Below are 16,295 nucleotides of genomic sequence, written 5' to 3' on the forward strand. Positions count from 1 at the left end.
TGTCCCCTTTTGTGTGGAAATAAGCGACCGCTGCCCATGTTGATGATCACCTCTTTTACCAACCCGCGCGTCGCCCAGGCGTTTGTCGACTATATGGCGACGCAGGGCGTTATTCTGACTATTCAGCAACATACTCAGACCGACGTCTGGCTGGCCGACGAGAGCCAGGCTGCGCGGGTCAACGAGGAGCTGGCGCGTTTCCTTGAGAACCCCGGCGACCCGCGTTATCTGGCGGCCAGCTGGCAATCCGGGCAGACCGGCAGCGGACTGCATTACAGCCGCTTTCCCTTCCTTGCCACGATACGCGAGCGCGCGGGCCCGTTTACGCTGCTGCTGATGGCAGCTTGCATTATCGTCTTCATTATTATGAACGTGGTGGGCGACCAGAGCGTGATGATCGCGCTGGCGTGGCCATATGACCCGTCGCTGGATTTTGACGTCTGGCGCTACTTTACCCACGCGCTGATGCATTTCTCGGTGATGCATATCCTCTTTAACCTGCTGTGGTGGTGGTATCTCGGCGGTATCGTTGAGAAGCGGCTCGGCAGCGGCAAGCTGATTGTCATCACCGTAATCAGCGCCCTGCTGAGCGGCTATGTACAGCATAAATTCAGCGGCCCGTGGTTCGGCGGGCTGTCGGGTGTCGTCTACGCTTTGATGGGCTACGTCTGGCTTCGCGGGGAGCGCGACCCGGAAAGCGGCATCTATTTACAACGCGGATTAATAGCCTTTGCGTTAATATGGCTAATTGCCGGATGGTTTGATCTGTTTGGTATGTCTATCGCCAATGGTGCGCACGTCACCGGCCTCGCCGTCGGTCTTGCAATGGCGCTTGCCGACACGCTCCATGCGCGAAAACGAACATAATTCTCAGGGATAATTGATGAAACAAACACAACGTCATGACGCCATTATCGAACTGGTCAAAAAACAGGGATACGTCAGCACCGAAGAGCTGGTCGAGCAGTTTGCCGTCAGCCCGCAAACCATCCGTCGTGACCTGAACGATCTGGCCGATCAGAACCGTATTTTGCGCCACCACGGCGGCGCGGCGCTGCCTTCCAGCTCGGTCAACACCTCCTGGCACGACCGTAAAGCCACGCAGACGGCAGAAAAAGAGCGCATTGCGCGTAAAGTGGCGAGCCAAATCCCGAACGGTGCGACGCTGTTTATTGATATCGGCACCACGCCGGAAGCGGTCGCTCATGCGCTGCTGGATCACGAGAACCTGCGCGTGGTGACCAACAACCTGAACGTCGCCAACACGTTGATGCAGAAAGATGATTTCCGCATCATCCTCGCGGGTGGCGAACTGCGCAGCCGCGACGGCGGGATTATCGGCGAAGCGACGCTCGACTTTATCTCTCAGTTCCGCCTCGACTTCGGCATCCTGGGGATCAGCGGCATCGACAGCGATGGCTCGCTGCTGGAGTTTGATTACCACGAGGTGCGCACCAAGCGCGCAATCATTGAAAACTCGCGCCACGTGATGCTGGTGGTGGATCACTCGAAGTTTGGCCGTAACGCGATGGTGAACATGGGCAGCATCAGCATGGTGGATGCGGTCTATACCGACGTGATGCCGCCAGCGGGCGTGATGCAGGTGATTAAGGATAATAATTTGCAGTTAGAGTTGTGTTGAAAAGCCGTTCTCCCTCTCCCTGTGGGAGAGGGCCGGGGTGAGGGCATCATGCCGCACAAAACTAAACTCCGTACCCCATCATCTTCAACAGCTGCTGCGCATGCTGTACCGCGTCCTGACGGTGCGCCACGCCCAGCTTCTGATACAGATTGCGAATGTGCGTTTTGATGGTGGTTGCCGCCACCGCCAGCTCACCGGCAATCTGCTCGTTGCTATAGCCTGAATAGATCAGCCCCAGCACCTGCCATTCGCGCTGGGTGAGCGGGCTGGTGCGAATAAGCTCCGGCACTTCCGGGTGGTTCAGCAGGCGTTCAACAAAGTTCTCGTCGAAATGCGCAAACTTGTGGCGATGATGCTGATTAATTTCGCGCAGAATGCGCTGGGCGCGATGCTGATCCAGCTCCGGCAGCGTGTTGAGCTGAATCAGCTGGCGCAGCTGCTGCGCCATCACTTCACCTTCAATCACGAAGTGGCTAATAAACCCGGTGCGGTTCGCCAGCTGCAAGGCTTCCAGCAGCACGCGCTGGGCGTCGTTTTTGCGCCCAGCCTGCCAGTAAAGTTGGTTTAACAGCAGCAGGTTGCGGTTCAGGTCGCTCATCAGACGCAGGCTGCGGGCGTTTTCGTTTAACTCTTCCAGCACAATTTCGGCAGGCTCAAAGTCGCCCAGCAGGATCTGCACGCGGGCGATGTTGCGCCACTGGCTTTGCAGGAAGTGGTTATTGGCAAATTCCGGTTTAGGCGTCTGGCGCAGCCAGTTGGCGGCGGATTTTTTGTCCCCCGTCATCTGCCAGTAAATCACCCGAACCTTGTCGGCGTTCGATACCCAGTCGCTGTGGTACTGACCGTTGCCGAGCAGGTTTTCCAGACGGTTAAGGTGATTGCGGGCGTTATCCAGATCGCCACGCGCCAGCGAGCACTGCACCAGCAGGGCCAGACACTGCAATTGCTGCTGAGGCTGGAAGCCAGAGAGCACGTTCACACCCTGACGGGCGCAGCTTTCTGCTTCATCCAGACGCGACCATGCCCACAGCAGTTGAGCGCGAATACGCAACAGGAACTCGTGCATCGGCAGCTGTTCCAGGTGCTGTTCACGAATCAGCTGGAACGCTTTTTCCTGATTTTCCCAGGCGGCCTGCAGGAACCCCTGTGCGAATAAAATCTCGCTTTGCTGAATCAGGCTCCACAGGGCGTAGTGCCACACATCATGGCGGCGCGCCATCTGCTCGGTTTGCTGCATCAGCGAAAGGGAGCGCGTCAGTTCGCCCTTGCAGTGCAGCACTTCGCCGTGCACCGAGGTAGCCACAATCCGGCTGTAGAAATTCGCCAGCGGCAGTTCATCCAGCGCGACCATCGCCAGCCGTTCCGCTTCATCCGCATCGCCGTCGTTAATCGCGACCTGCGCCCGCAGGGCGTTAAATTCGCCGTGCAGGGTGATATCCATTTCGCTTTCCATCTCCTGCTCGGCGCGCGCCAGCAGGGTATTCACTTCGCTGTAGCGGTGCTGGCTCTGCATCAGCCAGGCCTGGAGCAGCACCAGGCGCGGGTTCTCCAGCAGGCTCTCCCACGGCAGGGCTTTCAACGACTCTTCCAGCAGCGTCAGTTCGCTGTGGTTAAACAGCCCCCACGCGTGGTTAAGCAGGATATCGCGCAGCATGCTGGCGTCACCGGCGGCAAGCGCGTGGTGAATGGCCTCGCTCGGGAAGCCTTGCGCCATCCAGCTTTCGGCGGCGGCGCGGTGGATTTCCGGCAATTCCGTTGCCAGCTCCCACTGGCAGCGCTGGCGCAGGAAGCTGCCAAACAGCGGGTGATAGCTGAACCACTCGCCGGGGTCGTCCATGCGCGTCAGGAACAGGCCCTGACGTTCAATCTCTTCCAGCTGCAGCTGACCGTTCTCACAGCCTGTTACGCGCACAATCAGCGCGTCGTTCATGGAGCGCAGCAGGGAGCTTTTCAGCAGGAAATTGCGGGTGGAGGGATCGACGCTGTTCAGCACCTCATCCACCAGGTAATCCGAAAGATGGCTGGCATTGATGCCGGCCAGACGGCGCGCAGACTGGTGCGTCGGGCTGTTGTTTTGCCGGGCAGAAAGGGCAATCAGCTGCAGCGCCGTGGCCCAGCCCGCGACATCATCACACAAGCGGCTGCTTTCGGAGGCCTCAATGGGCGAGGTCAGGCGGCAGTCAAAGAACTGTTTCGCTTCCTGGTGGGTAAAGGCCAGCTGCTGGCTGCCCACTTCCAGAAGCTGATCGCGCACGCGCAGGTTGGCAATACCGAGCTGCGGCAGGTTGCGTGACAGCACGACCAGGGTCAGGTTTTCCGGCTGGTGGCGCAGGAAGAAGCGCATCGACTCATGGATAACCGGGTTCGTGATCAGATGATAGTCATCAATCACAACGTACAGCGGGCGATGCCATTCGGCCAGTTCGATAAACAGCTGAGAGAAAAGGGAGGACAGACTGGCGTACTGGCGCTTTTGCACCATTGCCTCGCTGGCGACGCAGTGTCCGTTGGTTGCCTGTTGAATAGCGGCAATCAGATAGCTGGCAAAACGCTCTTGCTGGTTGTCGCCCTCGTCGAGGGAGTACCAGCCAAGATCGCTCTTACCTGCGGCCCATTGTGAAATGAGCGTTGTTTTTCCATAACCTGCAGGGCTCGTAACCAGCGCCAGTCGGAAATTATGCGCGCCGGAAAGTTTAGCCAGCAGACGCTCGCGGACCACAGTATGGTCAAGACGAACCGGGCGACTTAATTTTGACGGAATCAACATAGGTTTCACTTCACTGTGGGGAACGAGAGAATTTATTTTTTTTGCGCTTCGTAATTAATAGCTATAAGGTCGGTCAGAAAGAGAACTATTGCAAGTTATGTCTGGCTTTTGTGGCTCTGAATTTGCACTCTGTCACAAAACATTCCGGCCAGTGCTGGAACTTTTTTGAAAAGGCTTTGATGCCGCGTCAATGCTGGCTTGTATGGATGTCACTAGGCTGGGCTGAAACTGGTTTCAGAAAGGTATAATGACGTCGAATTTAATAAACTTCGGGTAAAGTTGAGTGAGATTAATAATCTCCTTAGGCAGGACCCGATTGCTGAAATATTATTCTCCGTAAGCAATCATTTCCGCGTGGATTAATTTCATCCAAAACCGCATTTCATTTCTTTGACATTCTCCCCGGTTACTTTTTTATCTTCCGGGCACACTCCGGCTATGCTCTCAGAGTGGCCTCGATCACACTTTTACGCTCATCCCCGCTACTCCTCCCTGCCTAATCCCCCACGGGAGGAGGAAGAGGTGAAATGAGCCAGGCACACTAGCGCCAACTTGTGTTTTCTTTCTAAAGGATGCCGATCCCCTATGTCACAGCCTACCTTCAACAAAGCTCAATTCCAGGCTGCCCTGACGCGTCAGTGGCAGCGTTTTGGCCTTCATGCTGCAAACGAGATGACGCCTCACCAGTGGTGGCAGGCGGTAAGCGGGGCGCTCGCAGAGCAGCTGGATGCTCAGCCCGTGGCGAAGCCCGTCAACGGCCAGCGTCACGTTAACTATATCTCGATGGAGTTCCTGATTGGCCGCCTGACCGGCAACAACCTGCTGAACCTCGGCTGGTATCAGGAGGTGGGTGATGTGCTGAAAGAGCACGACATTAACCTGACCGACCTGCTGGAAGAAGAGATCGACCCGGCGCTGGGCAACGGCGGACTGGGGCGTCTGGCGGCCTGTTTCCTTGACTCTATGGCAACGGTCGGCCAGTCGGCGATTGGCTATGGCCTGAACTACCAGTACGGCCTGTTCCGTCAGTCGTTTGCCGACGGCCACCAGATGGAAGCGCCGGACGACTGGCATCGCAATACCTACCCGTGGTTCCGCCACAACGCGCAGCTGGACGTGCAGGTCGGCATCGGCGGGAAAGTGACGAAGCAGGGGCTCTGGGAACCGGCGTTCACTATTACAGGTGAAGCCTGGGATCTGCCGGTGCTCGGCTACCGTAACGGCGTGGCGCAGCCGCTGCGCCTGTGGCAGGCGAAGCACGCGCATCCGTTCAACCTGACCAAATTCAACGACGGCGATTTCCTGCGCGCCGAGCAGCAGGGCATCGACGCCGAGAAGCTGACCAAAGTCCTCTATCCGAACGATAACCACCTGGCGGGTAAAAAGCTGCGTCTGATGCAGCAGTACTTCCAGTGCGCCTGCTCCGTGGCGGACATTCTGCGTCGCCATCACCTGGCGGGCCGCAAGCTGGCGCAGCTGCCGGACTTCGAAGTCATTCAGCTTAACGATACGCACCCGACTATTGCCATCCCGGAACTGCTGCGCGTGCTGATTGACGAGCATCAGCTGAGCTGGGACGACGCCTGGGCCATCACCAGCCGTACCTTCGCCTACACCAACCACACCCTGATGCCGGAAGCGCTGGAGTGCTGGGATGAGAAGCTGGTGAAAACGCTGCTGCCGCGCCACATGCAGATCATCAACAAGATTAACGACCAGTTTAAAGCGCTGGTGGAGAAAACCTGGCCGGGCGACAAAGCCGTCTGGGCGAAGCTGGCGGTGGTGCACGACAAACAGGTGCGTATGGCGAACATGTGCGTGGTGAGCGGCTTTGCCGTTAACGGCGTGGCGGCGCTGCACTCCGATCTGGTGGTGAAAGATCTGTTCCCGGAATATCACCAGCTGTGGCCGACCAAATTCCACAACGTGACCAACGGCATTACGCCGCGTCGCTGGATCAAGCAGTGCAATCCGCTGCTGGCCGGCCTGCTGGACAAGACCCTGAAGAAAGAGTGGGCTAACGATCTGGACCAGCTGATTAACCTGGAAAAATACGCCGACGATGCGAAATTCCGCGAGCAGTACCGCGCGATCAAGCTGGAGAACAAGGTTCGCCTGGCGGAGTTTGTGAAAATGCGTACCGGGATTGAGATCAACCCGAACGCGATTTTCGATATTCAGATCAAACGTCTGCACGAGTACAAGCGTCAGCACCTGAACCTGCTGCACATTCTGGCGCTGTACAAAGAGATCCGCGAGAACCCGCAGGCCGACCGCGTGCCGCGCGTGTTCCTGTTCGGTGCGAAGGCTGCGCCGGGCTACTACCTGGCGAAAAACATTATCCTCGCCATCAATAAAGTGGCGGCGGCGATCAACAGCGATCCGAAAGTGGGCGACAAGCTGAAGGTCGTGTTCCTGCCGGATTACTGCGTCTCGGCGGCTGAAATGCTGATCCCGGCGGCGGATATCTCCGAGCAGATCTCGACCGCAGGGAAAGAAGCGTCCGGTACCGGCAACATGAAGCTGGCGCTCAACGGCGCGCTGACCGTCGGCACGCTGGACGGTGCGAACGTCGAAATCGCCGAGAAGGTCGGTGAAGAGAACATCTTTATCTTCGGCCATACTGTTGAAGAAGTGAAAGCCATCAAGGCCAAAGGCTACGACCCGGTGAAATGGCGTAAAAAAGACAAATTGCTGGATGCGGTGCTGAAGGAGCTGGAAAGCGGCAAATACAGCGATGGCGACAAGCACGCGTTTGACCAGATGCTGCACAGCATGGACAAACACGGCGGCGACCCGTACCTGGTGATGGCGGACTTCACGGCCTACGTTGAAGCGCAGAAACAGGTCGACGTGCTGTACCGCGACCAGGAGGCGTGGACCCGGGCGTGCATTCTGAACACCGCGCGCTGCGGCATGTTCAGCTCTGACCGCTCAATCCGTGATTATCAGGCCCGTATCTGGCAGGCAAAACGCTAAGGAAGCGCGATGGAGAGTAAACGTCTGGACAGTGCCGCGCAGGCGGCGGGAATTAGCCTCAGTTACATCAATGCGCACGGCAAACCGCAGTCTATTGGTGCGGACACCAAAAGACGTTTGCTGGATGCCATGCACAAAACCGACGCGAACGCGTCGGTTGCTCCGGTGCCAAACGTGAAGGTCTTTACCGCAGGCAAAAAGATGCCGCTAGCGGTGGAGGGGCGTGGCGAGTTTAGCTGGCTGCTCACCACCGAAGAGGGGCATCAGCATAAAGGCCACGCCACCGGCGGCAAAACGTTAAACCTTCCGGCAAAGCTGCCGGAGGGCTATCACAGCCTGACGCTCACCCAGGACGAACAGCGTTTTCACTGCCGGGTGATCGTCGCGCCAAAACGCTGCTATGAGCCGCAGGCATTGCTCGAAGGCAAAAAACTGTGGGGCGCCTGCGTGCAGCTCTATACGCTGCGTTCCGACAGCAACTGGGGGATCGGCGATTTTGGCGATCTGAAGAACATGCTGGCATCCGTGGGCGAGCGCGGCGGCGCGTTTATCGGCCTCAACCCGATCCACGCGCTCTATCCGGCCAACCCGGAAAGCGCGAGCCCGTACAGCCCGTCTTCCCGACGCTGGCTAAACGTGATTTACATCGACGTTAACGCGTTAGACGATTTCAAAAACAGCAAAGAGGCGCAGGCGTGGTGGAAGCTTGAGACCACCCAGCAGTTGCTGAAGCAGGCCCGCAATGCGGACTGGGTAGATTATGCCTCCGTGACCGCGCTGAAAATGGCGGCTCTGCACCTGGCGTGGAAAGGCTTTGCGAAGCGCGACGACGAGCAGATGGCGGCCTTCCGCCAGTTCGTGATGCAGGAAGGTGAAAGCCTCTACTGGCAGGCGGCATTTGATGCGCTGCACGCGTATCAGGTGAAAGAGGACGAAATGCGCTGGGGCTGGCCGGTCTGGCCGGAAGCGTATCAGACCGTGGATACCCCTGAAGTCAAAGCCTTCTGTAAAAATCATGCCGACGAGGTGGACTTCTACCTGTGGCTGCAGTGGCTGGCGTACAGCCAGTTTGCCGCCTGCTGGCAGGTGAGCCAGGGCTATAAGATGCCGATCGGCCTGTATCGCGATCTGGCCGTGGGCGTGGCGGAAGGCGGCGCGGAAACCTGGTGTGACCGTGAGCTTTACTGCCTGAAAGCGTCCGTCGGCGCGCCGCCGGATATCCTCGGCCCGCTCGGTCAGAACTGGGGCCTGCCGCCGATGGATCCGCACGTGATGGCGGCGCGCGCCTACGAGCCGTTTATCGACCTGCTGCGCGCGAACATGCAGAACTGCGGGGCGCTGCGCATCGACCACGTGATGTCCGTGCTGCGCCTGTGGTGGATCCCGTACGGTGAAACGGCCGATCACGGGGCGTACGTGCAGTATCCGGTTGACGATCTGCTGTCGATCCTGGCGCTGGAGAGTAAACGTCATCAGTGCATGGTGATCGGTGAAGATCTCGGTACCGTACCGGTGGAAATTGTCAGCAAGCTCCGCGACAGCGGGGTTTATTCCTACAAAGTGCTCTATTTTGAAAACGACCATGAGAAAACCTTCCGCGCGCCGAAAGCGTACCCTGAACAGTCAATGGCAGTCGCGACGACGCATGATCTTCCTACGCTCAGAGGCTACTGGGAAAGCGGCGATCTGACCCTCGGCAAAACGCTGGGCCTCTATCCAGATGAAGAGGTTCTGCGTGGACTGTATCAGGACCGCGAGCTGGCGAAGCAGGGGCTGCTGGACGCGCTGCACAAGCATGGCTGTCTGCCGAAGCGTGCCGGACATAAGGCGTCGCTGATGGCAATGACCCCAACGCTCAACCGTGGCCTGCAGCGCTATATTGCCGACAGCAACAGCGCTTTGCTCGGCCTGCAGCCGGAAGACTGGATTGATATGGCGGAGCCGGTGAACGTGCCGGGCACCAGCTATCAGTACAAGAACTGGCGCCGCAAGCTGTCCACAACGCTTGAGACGATGTTTGCCGATGACGGGGTGAACAGGCTGATTAAAGATTTGGATAAGCGCAGAAGGGCGGTGGGTAAGAAGTCGTAATTTGCCCCTCACCCTAGCCCTCTCCCCAAAGGGGAGAGGGAACCGATCGAGCAGGAGATTCAGAGAGCCATATTCAACAGCAGACACCCTACCAGGCCGCAGACCGAAATAATGGTTTCCAGCATTGACCAGGACTTGATGGTCTCACCGATGGTCAGGTTGAAGTACTCCTTGAACAGCCAGAAGCCCGGATCGTTCACGTGAGAGAAAATCACGCTGCCGGAGCCTACCGCAATAACCATCAGCTCAGGGCTGACGCCCGTGGTGGCAATCAGCGGCGCAACGATACCGCCCGCTGTAATCGCCGCAACGGTTGCAGAACCCAGCGCGATACGCAGCACGGCAGCAATAGACCACGCCATCAGGATTGGAGAGATATTGGTTTCATGCATCATGGAAGCGATGTATTTGTCCACGCCGCTGTCGACCAGCACCTGCTTGAACGCACCGCCACCGCCGATAATCAGCAGCATCATGGCAATGATTTTGATGGACGAGGTCAGCGTGTCGTTGATCTGATCCATGGAGCGGCCACGGTTCAGGCCGAAGGTGAACATCGCAATCAATACCGCAATCAGCGTTGCCATCACCGGGTCGCCGAGGAACTCGGCAACGGCCAGGAAAGCGTGGCCTTTCGGCAGGATCATCTCCGCCACGGCGCGCATTGCCATCAGGATCACCGGTACCAGCGAGGTCCAGACGCTGACGCCAAAGCCTGGCATCTCTTCTTCAGTGAAGGTTTTGGCGCTGTACAGACCTTCCGGAATAGGCTTATCAATGCCTTTCAGGAAGCGGGCATACACCGGGCCTGCCAGAATTACGGTCGGGATCGCCAGAATCGTACCGAACAGCAGGGTTTTACCCATATCGGCGTGGAAGATGGTGGCGATGGCGGTTGGACCCGGGTGCGGCGGCAGGAAGCCGTGGGTCACGGACAGCGCAGCAGCCATTGGCACACCCACGAACAGCAGCGGGATGTTGGCCGCGGCGGCGATGGTGAACACCAGCGGCAGCATCAGCACGAAGCCCACTTCATAGAACAGCGCGAAACCGACGGTAAAACCGGTTAACACCACCGCCCACTGGATGTTCTTCTTGCCAAACTTTTCGATAAGCGTGGTGGCAATACGCTGCGCGCCCCCGCAGTCCGCCAGCATTTTACCGAGCATGGCGCCGAAGCCCATGATCAGCGCCAGGCTGCCGAGCGTGCCGCCGACACCGGCTTTGATAGAGCTGATAACTTTAACCAGCGGCATCCCCTGCATCAGACCGACTGCAAGTGCCACCAGAACCAGAGCGATAAATCCGTTCATTTTGAAGCGGATCATCAAGAGCAGTAATAACACAACACCGATAGCAACGATGACTAATGGCATGATTTACCTGGCCTTTGAATTGTTATGGGTAACGTCATTGTTTCAACGACAAATTCCGGTTGTCCCAACTGGGAACAGAGTGGTTAACGGCACTCATACTGATGCCTGCGAAACAGTTAAGTTTAGTCGGCTGTTATAAGGGTGTTGAGTGCCCACGAGAATGATACGGGTAACATATCGTGGTTGAGAATCACCCGGTGAGGCAAAATTTGAATTATGAGACGCAGGTCAACATATAGAGGGGGGAAGGCAAGGGAGTCAGGCCCGGTAAGCGCAGCGCTACCGGGCAATACAGACGGGTACTGAATTAGTAGTAAGAGTGCTCGCCGCGCTGGTGCTCTGTCAGGTCGCGCACGCCTTTCAGTTCCGGGAATTCGTTCAGCAGCTGCTTCTCGATCCCTTCTTTCAGGGTCACGTCGACCATGGAGCAACCGTTACAGCCGCCGCCGAACTGCAGGATCGCCAGGCCGTCTTCCGTGATTTCCATCAGGGAAACGCGACCACCGTGGCCGGCCAGTTGTGGGTTGATCTGGGACTGCAGCAGATACTCAACGCGCTCCATCAGCGGCGCATCGTCAGAGACTTTACGCATTTTGGCGTTTGGCGCTTTCAGGGTCAGCTGAGAACCCAGCTGGTCGGTGACAAAGTCGATTTCCGCATCTTCAAGATACGGCGCGCTCAGTTCATCGACGTAAGCGGTGAGCTGTTCAAATTTAAGGGCAGTGTCAGTTGCTTCCACAGCGTCCGGAGGACAATAAGAGACACCACATTCTGCATTCGGAGTGCCTGGATTGATCACAAACACGCGGATCTGCGTCCCTTCTTCCTGATTTGCCAGCAGTTTGGCAAAGTGCGCTTGTGCAGAATCGGAAATACGGATCATAGCTTTGGCCTAATAGTTGACTAAATTACCTGGGTATAATCATACGCCCATTGAAGAAGGGCTACAAGGTACGGCACAGACACCATACCTGAACCGACGCGGCGCCGCTTTGCAAAAGCAGTCGGGAAAGTTCAGCAACGGTACTGCCTGTGGTGACGACGTCATCCACGATGGCGATATGGAGGCCGTGGACCGGCAATTCAAGGCGAAAGGCGTTTTTCAGGTTCCTTTTGCGAAGCCGGGCGTTGAGCTGATGCTGGATGGCGGTGGCATGAACGCGGGTAATCGCGCTGGCATCGTAGCGACAACCCAGCCACCGGGCGAGCGGTCGGCAGAGCAGGTCGCTTTGATTATAGCCGCGCCGCCAGTGCCGGCGTCGGTATAAGGGGACATTCATCACCATGTCGATTTTCGGCAAAGCGCGGGTTCGTCGCGCCTGTAAAACGGCCAGTAAAAGCAGGCGGGCAAGGGGCTGCGCCAGCGAACTCTGGCCGGAAAACTTCAGGGCGTGAATAAGCCCGCTCAGCGGCGGAACATAATCATCCACGGTCACCAGCGCGCTCCACGGCGGGGATTTTTTCAGGCAGCGGCCGCAGGGCAAATCGCGGTTCGCCGCCGGTAAACCACATTGCGGGCAGGTTGTAATATGCCTTTCCAGCGAACGCGTGCAGACGGAACAGACGCCCCACGCGCTGAGGGCAAGCGGCATTTTGCATAGCCAGCACAAGCCAGGCACTGTTAGCATGTGCAACCTCCATGTGAAAAAAGAGAACAGTAACTGATGAAGACGCTGTGGTGGCAGACCGTAGGGACAGGAAATTGCCATCTTGTGCTGCTGCACGGATGGGGCCTGAATGCGGAAGTGTGGCATTGCATAAGCGAGGAACTTGCCTCGCAATTTACGTTACATCTGGTTGATCTGCCGGGCTATGGTCGCAGCCGTGGCTTTGGCGCGATGTCGCTTGATGAAATGGCGCAGCACGTTGTAGACGCCGCGCCGCAAAATGCCATCTGGCTGGGCTGGAGTCTGGGCGGGCTGGTGGCAAGCCAGATTGCGCTCTCCTGGCCCGAGCGCGTTAGGGCGCTGGTCACCGTGGCCTCGTCGCCATGCTTTAGCGCGCAAGAGGCGTGGCCCGGCATCAAACCTGACGTTCTGGCGGGCTTCCAGCAGCAGCTGAGCGACGATTTCCAGCGGACCGTCGAGCGATTCCTCGCCTTGCAGACAATGGGTACCGAAACCGCGCGTCAGGATGCCAGAGCGTTAAAGCAGGTGGTGCTCTCCCTGCCGATGCCGGACGTTGAGGTGCTTAACGGCGGTCTGGAGATCCTGAAAACGGCCGATCTGCGCGAGCCGCTGGCCGGGCTGAGCATGCCGCACCTGCGCATCTATGGCTATCTCGACGGGCTGGTGCCGCGCAAAGTGGTCCCACTTCTGGATTCCCTCTGGCCGGACAGCGAATCACAGGTCATAGCAAAAGCCGCGCATGCGCCGTTTATCTCTCATCCGACGGAATTTTGTTCAGCGTTGGTTGCGTTAAGTCAACGTTTAGACTGATTATTTTCTATCCAGCCTGGAAAAAGTTACACACCGCAACCATACTCCAGATGTCGTTGCGGTTGTTCTGCCTACGATGATCAAAACAACAATCCTATGGAGAGTCAGGCTATGAAACTTGTTACAGGTATTGTCACTTCTCTGGTTATTGGGTCACTGTCATTTGGCGTTTTTGCGGCAAAAGAGCTGGAAAAAGATAAAGTTGCCGGGATGAATCTGACGAAAATTGGTGAGATTTCTACGTCTGACACCACCGCGCCGATGGATGCAAGAAAAGAGCTGTCGAAGAAAGCGGATGAGCTGGGCGGGACATACTTCGTCGTCACCAGCGCAGAAAAACAGACCAAAAACGTACGCGCTACTGCGGACGTCTATAAGTAATACGATAAAACCGGGCAGCAATGCCCGGCTTTATTAGCGCAGTGCCCACCACTCCCTGAGACAGGCCTTTCCTTCCGGACAGCTTTTACAACTGCTGGAGAGGCAACCCTCCGCTTCATCCTGAATCCGCACGGCTTTACCCATGGCTTCCAGACGCTCCAGCATGGCATCGATCATCGGCTGCGGCGTATGCAGGCTAAGGCTGAGCTGTTTTGCCTCCATGCGTCCCTGCAATGCCAGTAAGTCACGAACCTGAATCAACGATGCCATCTGTTTTTCCCCTTAGTGACAGTCGCCAGCCGGGCTGTTGCAGCAGGTGGCCGGGGTTTTACGCGTCGCCAGCAGGTTGATATCAACGCGGCTTCGCGCCCGGCGCAGCAGGCCAATCACAATCACGTTAAACAGGATGACCGCCAGGATGCTGACCAGGCTGTAGCGCGGATGCTGGCTGAAGTTAACGGTCTGGTAAAACAGCGTCGCCAGCGAGTAGGCGATATTCAGCCCCCACAGAATGGAGAAGCCCATCCAGCCGCGGCTGGACTCACGGGCAATCGCCCCCATCACCGAGATGCACGGAATATAGAGCAGAACGAAGATCAGGTAGCTGTAGGCTGCGGACGCGCTGCCAAACTTCTCGCCCATCACGCCCATGGCACCGGTCGCCATTTCGCCGTCGCCTTTACTGGCCTCAATCGGGTTAGCCAGCACGCTCAGGCTGAAGGTGTCTTTCAGGCTCTGCCAGGTCTCCTCTACGGCCCCCAGCAGTTCGTCACCGAGGTGAAACTCCGCCGGGTTAAATTCCTGCTCCTGAATGTTCTCTGCGGTGTAGAGCGTGTTCAGGGTCCCGACGACCACCTCTTTCGCCATCGCACCGGTGAACAGGCCCACGGTCGCCTGCCAGTTATCCTCCTGCACGCCAATCGGTTTGAAGACCGGCGTGATGACGCGGCTGACGGAGGCGAGGGCAGAGTCGTTGATGTTATCTGCCGCCTGACCGGTGAGGGTGAAGCTGTTCAGCGCGCTCAGGAAAATACTGACAATAACAATCACCTTACCGGCGCGCAGCACAAAGCCTTTCAGGCGCTGCCAGGTCTGGATCGCCAGGCTTTTCAGATGCGGAACGTGATAGACCGGAAGCTCCATTACAAACGGTGACGCTTCACCGCGCATGATGGTGTGCTTGAGCATTAAGCCGGTCAGGATCGCCATCACGATGCCCAGCACGTACAGCGAGAAGACCGCCAGCGCGCCCTGCTGGCCAAAGAAGGCTGCCGCGAAGACGGCAAAGATTGCCAGACGCGCGCCGCAGGACATAAACGGCGCCATCATAATGGTCATCAGTCGTTCACGCGGTGCATCCAGGGTGCGCGCGCCCATTACCGACGGCACGTTACAGCCGAAGCCGACGATCAGCGGGACGAACGATTTGCCCGGCAGGCCCAGCGCCTGCATCAGGCGGTCCATCACGAAGGCGGCGCGCGCCATGTAGCCGGAATCTTCGAGGAACGAGAGGAACAGATACATCATGCCGATCTGCGGTACCAGCGGCAGCACGGTGTTGATACCGCCGCCAATCCCCTGGGCAAGGAAGATGGTCAGCCATTCCGGGAAGTGCAGGGTGTAACCTACCCACTGAATACCGTGTACGAAGACCGCGACAGAACCGGCGTCAAAAATCGGCTGCAGCGCGCCACCGATGTTAATCGCGAGCAGGAACATCACGTACATCACCAGCAGGAAGATGGGCAAACCGAGGAAGCGGTTGAGCACAATCTTATCCACCGCCGCCGTGAAGCGGCTGGGCTCTGCGGTAAGGGCGTTGCTGACCACGTCGCAAATTGACGCAATGGCCTGATAACGCGCATCGGCGATGTGCAGCGCCGGATCGTCCAGCTCGTCGCTGAGACGGGCGAGGGCCACGTCCAGCTTATCCGCCGCATGTCCGGCATAGGCGCGGCTGTAGATATCCCCTTCCAGCATCTGCAGGCCGAGCCACAGGCGCTGTTTTGCAGGCATGCTGCTGTCCATCTCCTGCGCCAGCCGTTCGGCTTCGCGTAGCAGCGGCTGGGCGTAGTGCACCAGCTCAACGTCGCGGTTTCCCGCGTGGCGGTCAATCGCCAGCTTCAGGGCGTCGATACCGCGAGCGCGGGTCGAAACCAGCGGAACCACCGGACAGCCCAGGCGCGCGGAGAGCGCATCGACGTCGATGCGCAGCTTTTGTTTTTCCGCAATGTCGAGCATGTTGAGCGCCACGATGCAGGGGATCCCCAGCTCCAGCAGCTGTAGCGTCAGGTAAAGGTTTCGCTCGAGGTTCGAAGCGTCGACCACGTTGATCAGCAGATCCGCGTCGCCGCCAAGAATGTAGTGGCAGGCAATTTGCTCATCGAGCGAAGTCTGGGATGAAATCGTGGTTAAGGAGTAGGTGCCGGGAAGGTCAACCAGGGTGACCTGATTGTCCGTTGTCGCGAACTGGCCTTCTTTACGTTCAACCGTTACGCCTGCCCAATTTCCCACGCGCTGGCGCGCGCCGGTTAACTGATTAAATAAGGTTGTCTTGCCGGAATTAGGATTGCCAATTAAGCCAATAGTTAATTTTTTCATTGTATTAGACCCACCGAAAC

At 57.7% G+C, this 16,295-nt stretch carries 12 protein-coding genes; 6 read left to right on the top strand and 6 right to left on the bottom strand.

Annotation, left to right across the window (positions count from 1 at the left end; genetic code table 11):
* Nucleotides 1–36: 36 nt before the first annotated feature.
* Nucleotides 37–867, top strand: a complete 831-nt coding sequence (glpG, locus tag IM271_RS09735; RefSeq protein WP_028014685.1) for a rhomboid family intramembrane serine protease GlpG — start codon at nt 37–39, stop codon at nt 865–867.
* 16 nt (nt 868–883) lie between these two features.
* Complete coding sequence (locus tag IM271_RS09740; RefSeq protein WP_008503060.1) at nt 884–1,642, top strand: DeoR/GlpR family transcriptional regulator; 759 nt, start codon at nt 884–886, stop codon at nt 1,640–1,642.
* Nucleotides 1,643–1,703: 61 nt separating this feature from the next.
* Here IM271_RS09740 and malT read toward each other — a convergent pair whose 3' ends face one another.
* Complete coding sequence (gene malT, locus IM271_RS09745; protein ID WP_047367202.1) at nt 1,704–4,409, bottom strand: HTH-type transcriptional regulator MalT; 2,706 nt, start codon at nt 4,407–4,409, stop codon at nt 1,704–1,706.
* A 585-nt stretch (nt 4,410–4,994) separates the two neighbouring features.
* Between malT and malP the strand changes: the two genes are divergently transcribed.
* Entirely contained in the window at nt 4,995–7,388 is a 2,394-nt protein-coding gene (gene malP, locus IM271_RS09750; RefSeq protein WP_193052513.1) for a maltodextrin phosphorylase, read from the top strand.
* A 9-nt stretch (nt 7,389–7,397) separates the two neighbouring features.
* Nucleotides 7,398–9,479: a 4-alpha-glucanotransferase gene (gene malQ / locus IM271_RS09755; RefSeq protein ID WP_193052514.1), complete on the top strand. Its 2,082-nt coding sequence runs from the start codon at nt 7,398–7,400 to the stop codon at nt 9,477–9,479.
* A 59-nt stretch (nt 9,480–9,538) separates the two neighbouring features.
* On the opposite strand, the gene gntT is transcribed toward malQ, so the two are convergent.
* From gntT to gntX, 3 genes are all read right to left on the bottom strand, one after another.
* Nucleotides 9,539–10,855 (bottom strand): gluconate transporter, encoded by a 1,317-nt coding sequence (gene gntT, locus IM271_RS09760; RefSeq protein ID WP_028014680.1) that lies wholly within the window; start codon nt 10,853–10,855, stop codon nt 9,539–9,541.
* Between the two features lie 307 nt (nt 10,856–11,162).
* Complete coding sequence (nfuA, locus tag IM271_RS09765; protein WP_003861601.1) at nt 11,163–11,738, bottom strand: Fe-S biogenesis protein NfuA; 576 nt, start codon at nt 11,736–11,738, stop codon at nt 11,163–11,165.
* 61 nt (nt 11,739–11,799) lie between these two features.
* The gene (gene gntX, locus IM271_RS09770; protein ID WP_192979060.1) at nt 11,800–12,483 is read right to left on the bottom strand and encodes a DNA utilization protein GntX; all 684 of its coding nucleotides are present in this window, start codon (nt 12,481–12,483) and stop codon (nt 11,800–11,802) included.
* A gap of 36 nt (nt 12,484–12,519) precedes the next feature.
* On the opposite strand from gntX, the gene bioH reads away from it, so the two are divergent.
* Both bioH and IM271_RS09780 read left to right on the top strand, forming a co-directional pair.
* Nucleotides 12,520–13,293 (top strand): pimeloyl-ACP methyl ester esterase BioH, encoded by a 774-nt coding sequence (gene bioH, locus IM271_RS09775; protein ID WP_028014677.1) that lies wholly within the window; start codon nt 12,520–12,522, stop codon nt 13,291–13,293.
* A 111-nt stretch (nt 13,294–13,404) separates the two neighbouring features.
* Entirely contained in the window at nt 13,405–13,674 is a 270-nt protein-coding gene (locus IM271_RS09780; RefSeq protein ID WP_028014676.1) for a YdgH/BhsA/McbA-like domain containing protein, read from the top strand.
* A 33-nt stretch (nt 13,675–13,707) separates the two neighbouring features.
* Here IM271_RS09780 and feoC read toward each other — a convergent pair whose 3' ends face one another.
* Both feoC and feoB read right to left on the bottom strand, forming a co-directional pair.
* Nucleotides 13,708–13,944, bottom strand: a complete 237-nt coding sequence (feoC, locus tag IM271_RS09785; protein ID WP_192979059.1) for a [Fe-S]-dependent transcriptional repressor FeoC — start codon at nt 13,942–13,944, stop codon at nt 13,708–13,710.
* Nucleotides 13,945–13,956: 12 nt separating this feature from the next.
* Nucleotides 13,957–16,275 (bottom strand): Fe(2+) transporter permease subunit FeoB, encoded by a 2,319-nt coding sequence (gene feoB, locus IM271_RS09790; RefSeq protein WP_028014674.1) that lies wholly within the window; start codon nt 16,273–16,275, stop codon nt 13,957–13,959.
* Between the last annotated feature and the right edge of the window lie 20 nt (nt 16,276–16,295).

The organism is Enterobacter cloacae complex sp. I3, from assembly GCF_014896175.1.
GTDB classification, from domain to species: Bacteria; Pseudomonadota; Gammaproteobacteria; order Enterobacterales; family Enterobacteriaceae; genus Enterobacter; species Enterobacter bugandensis.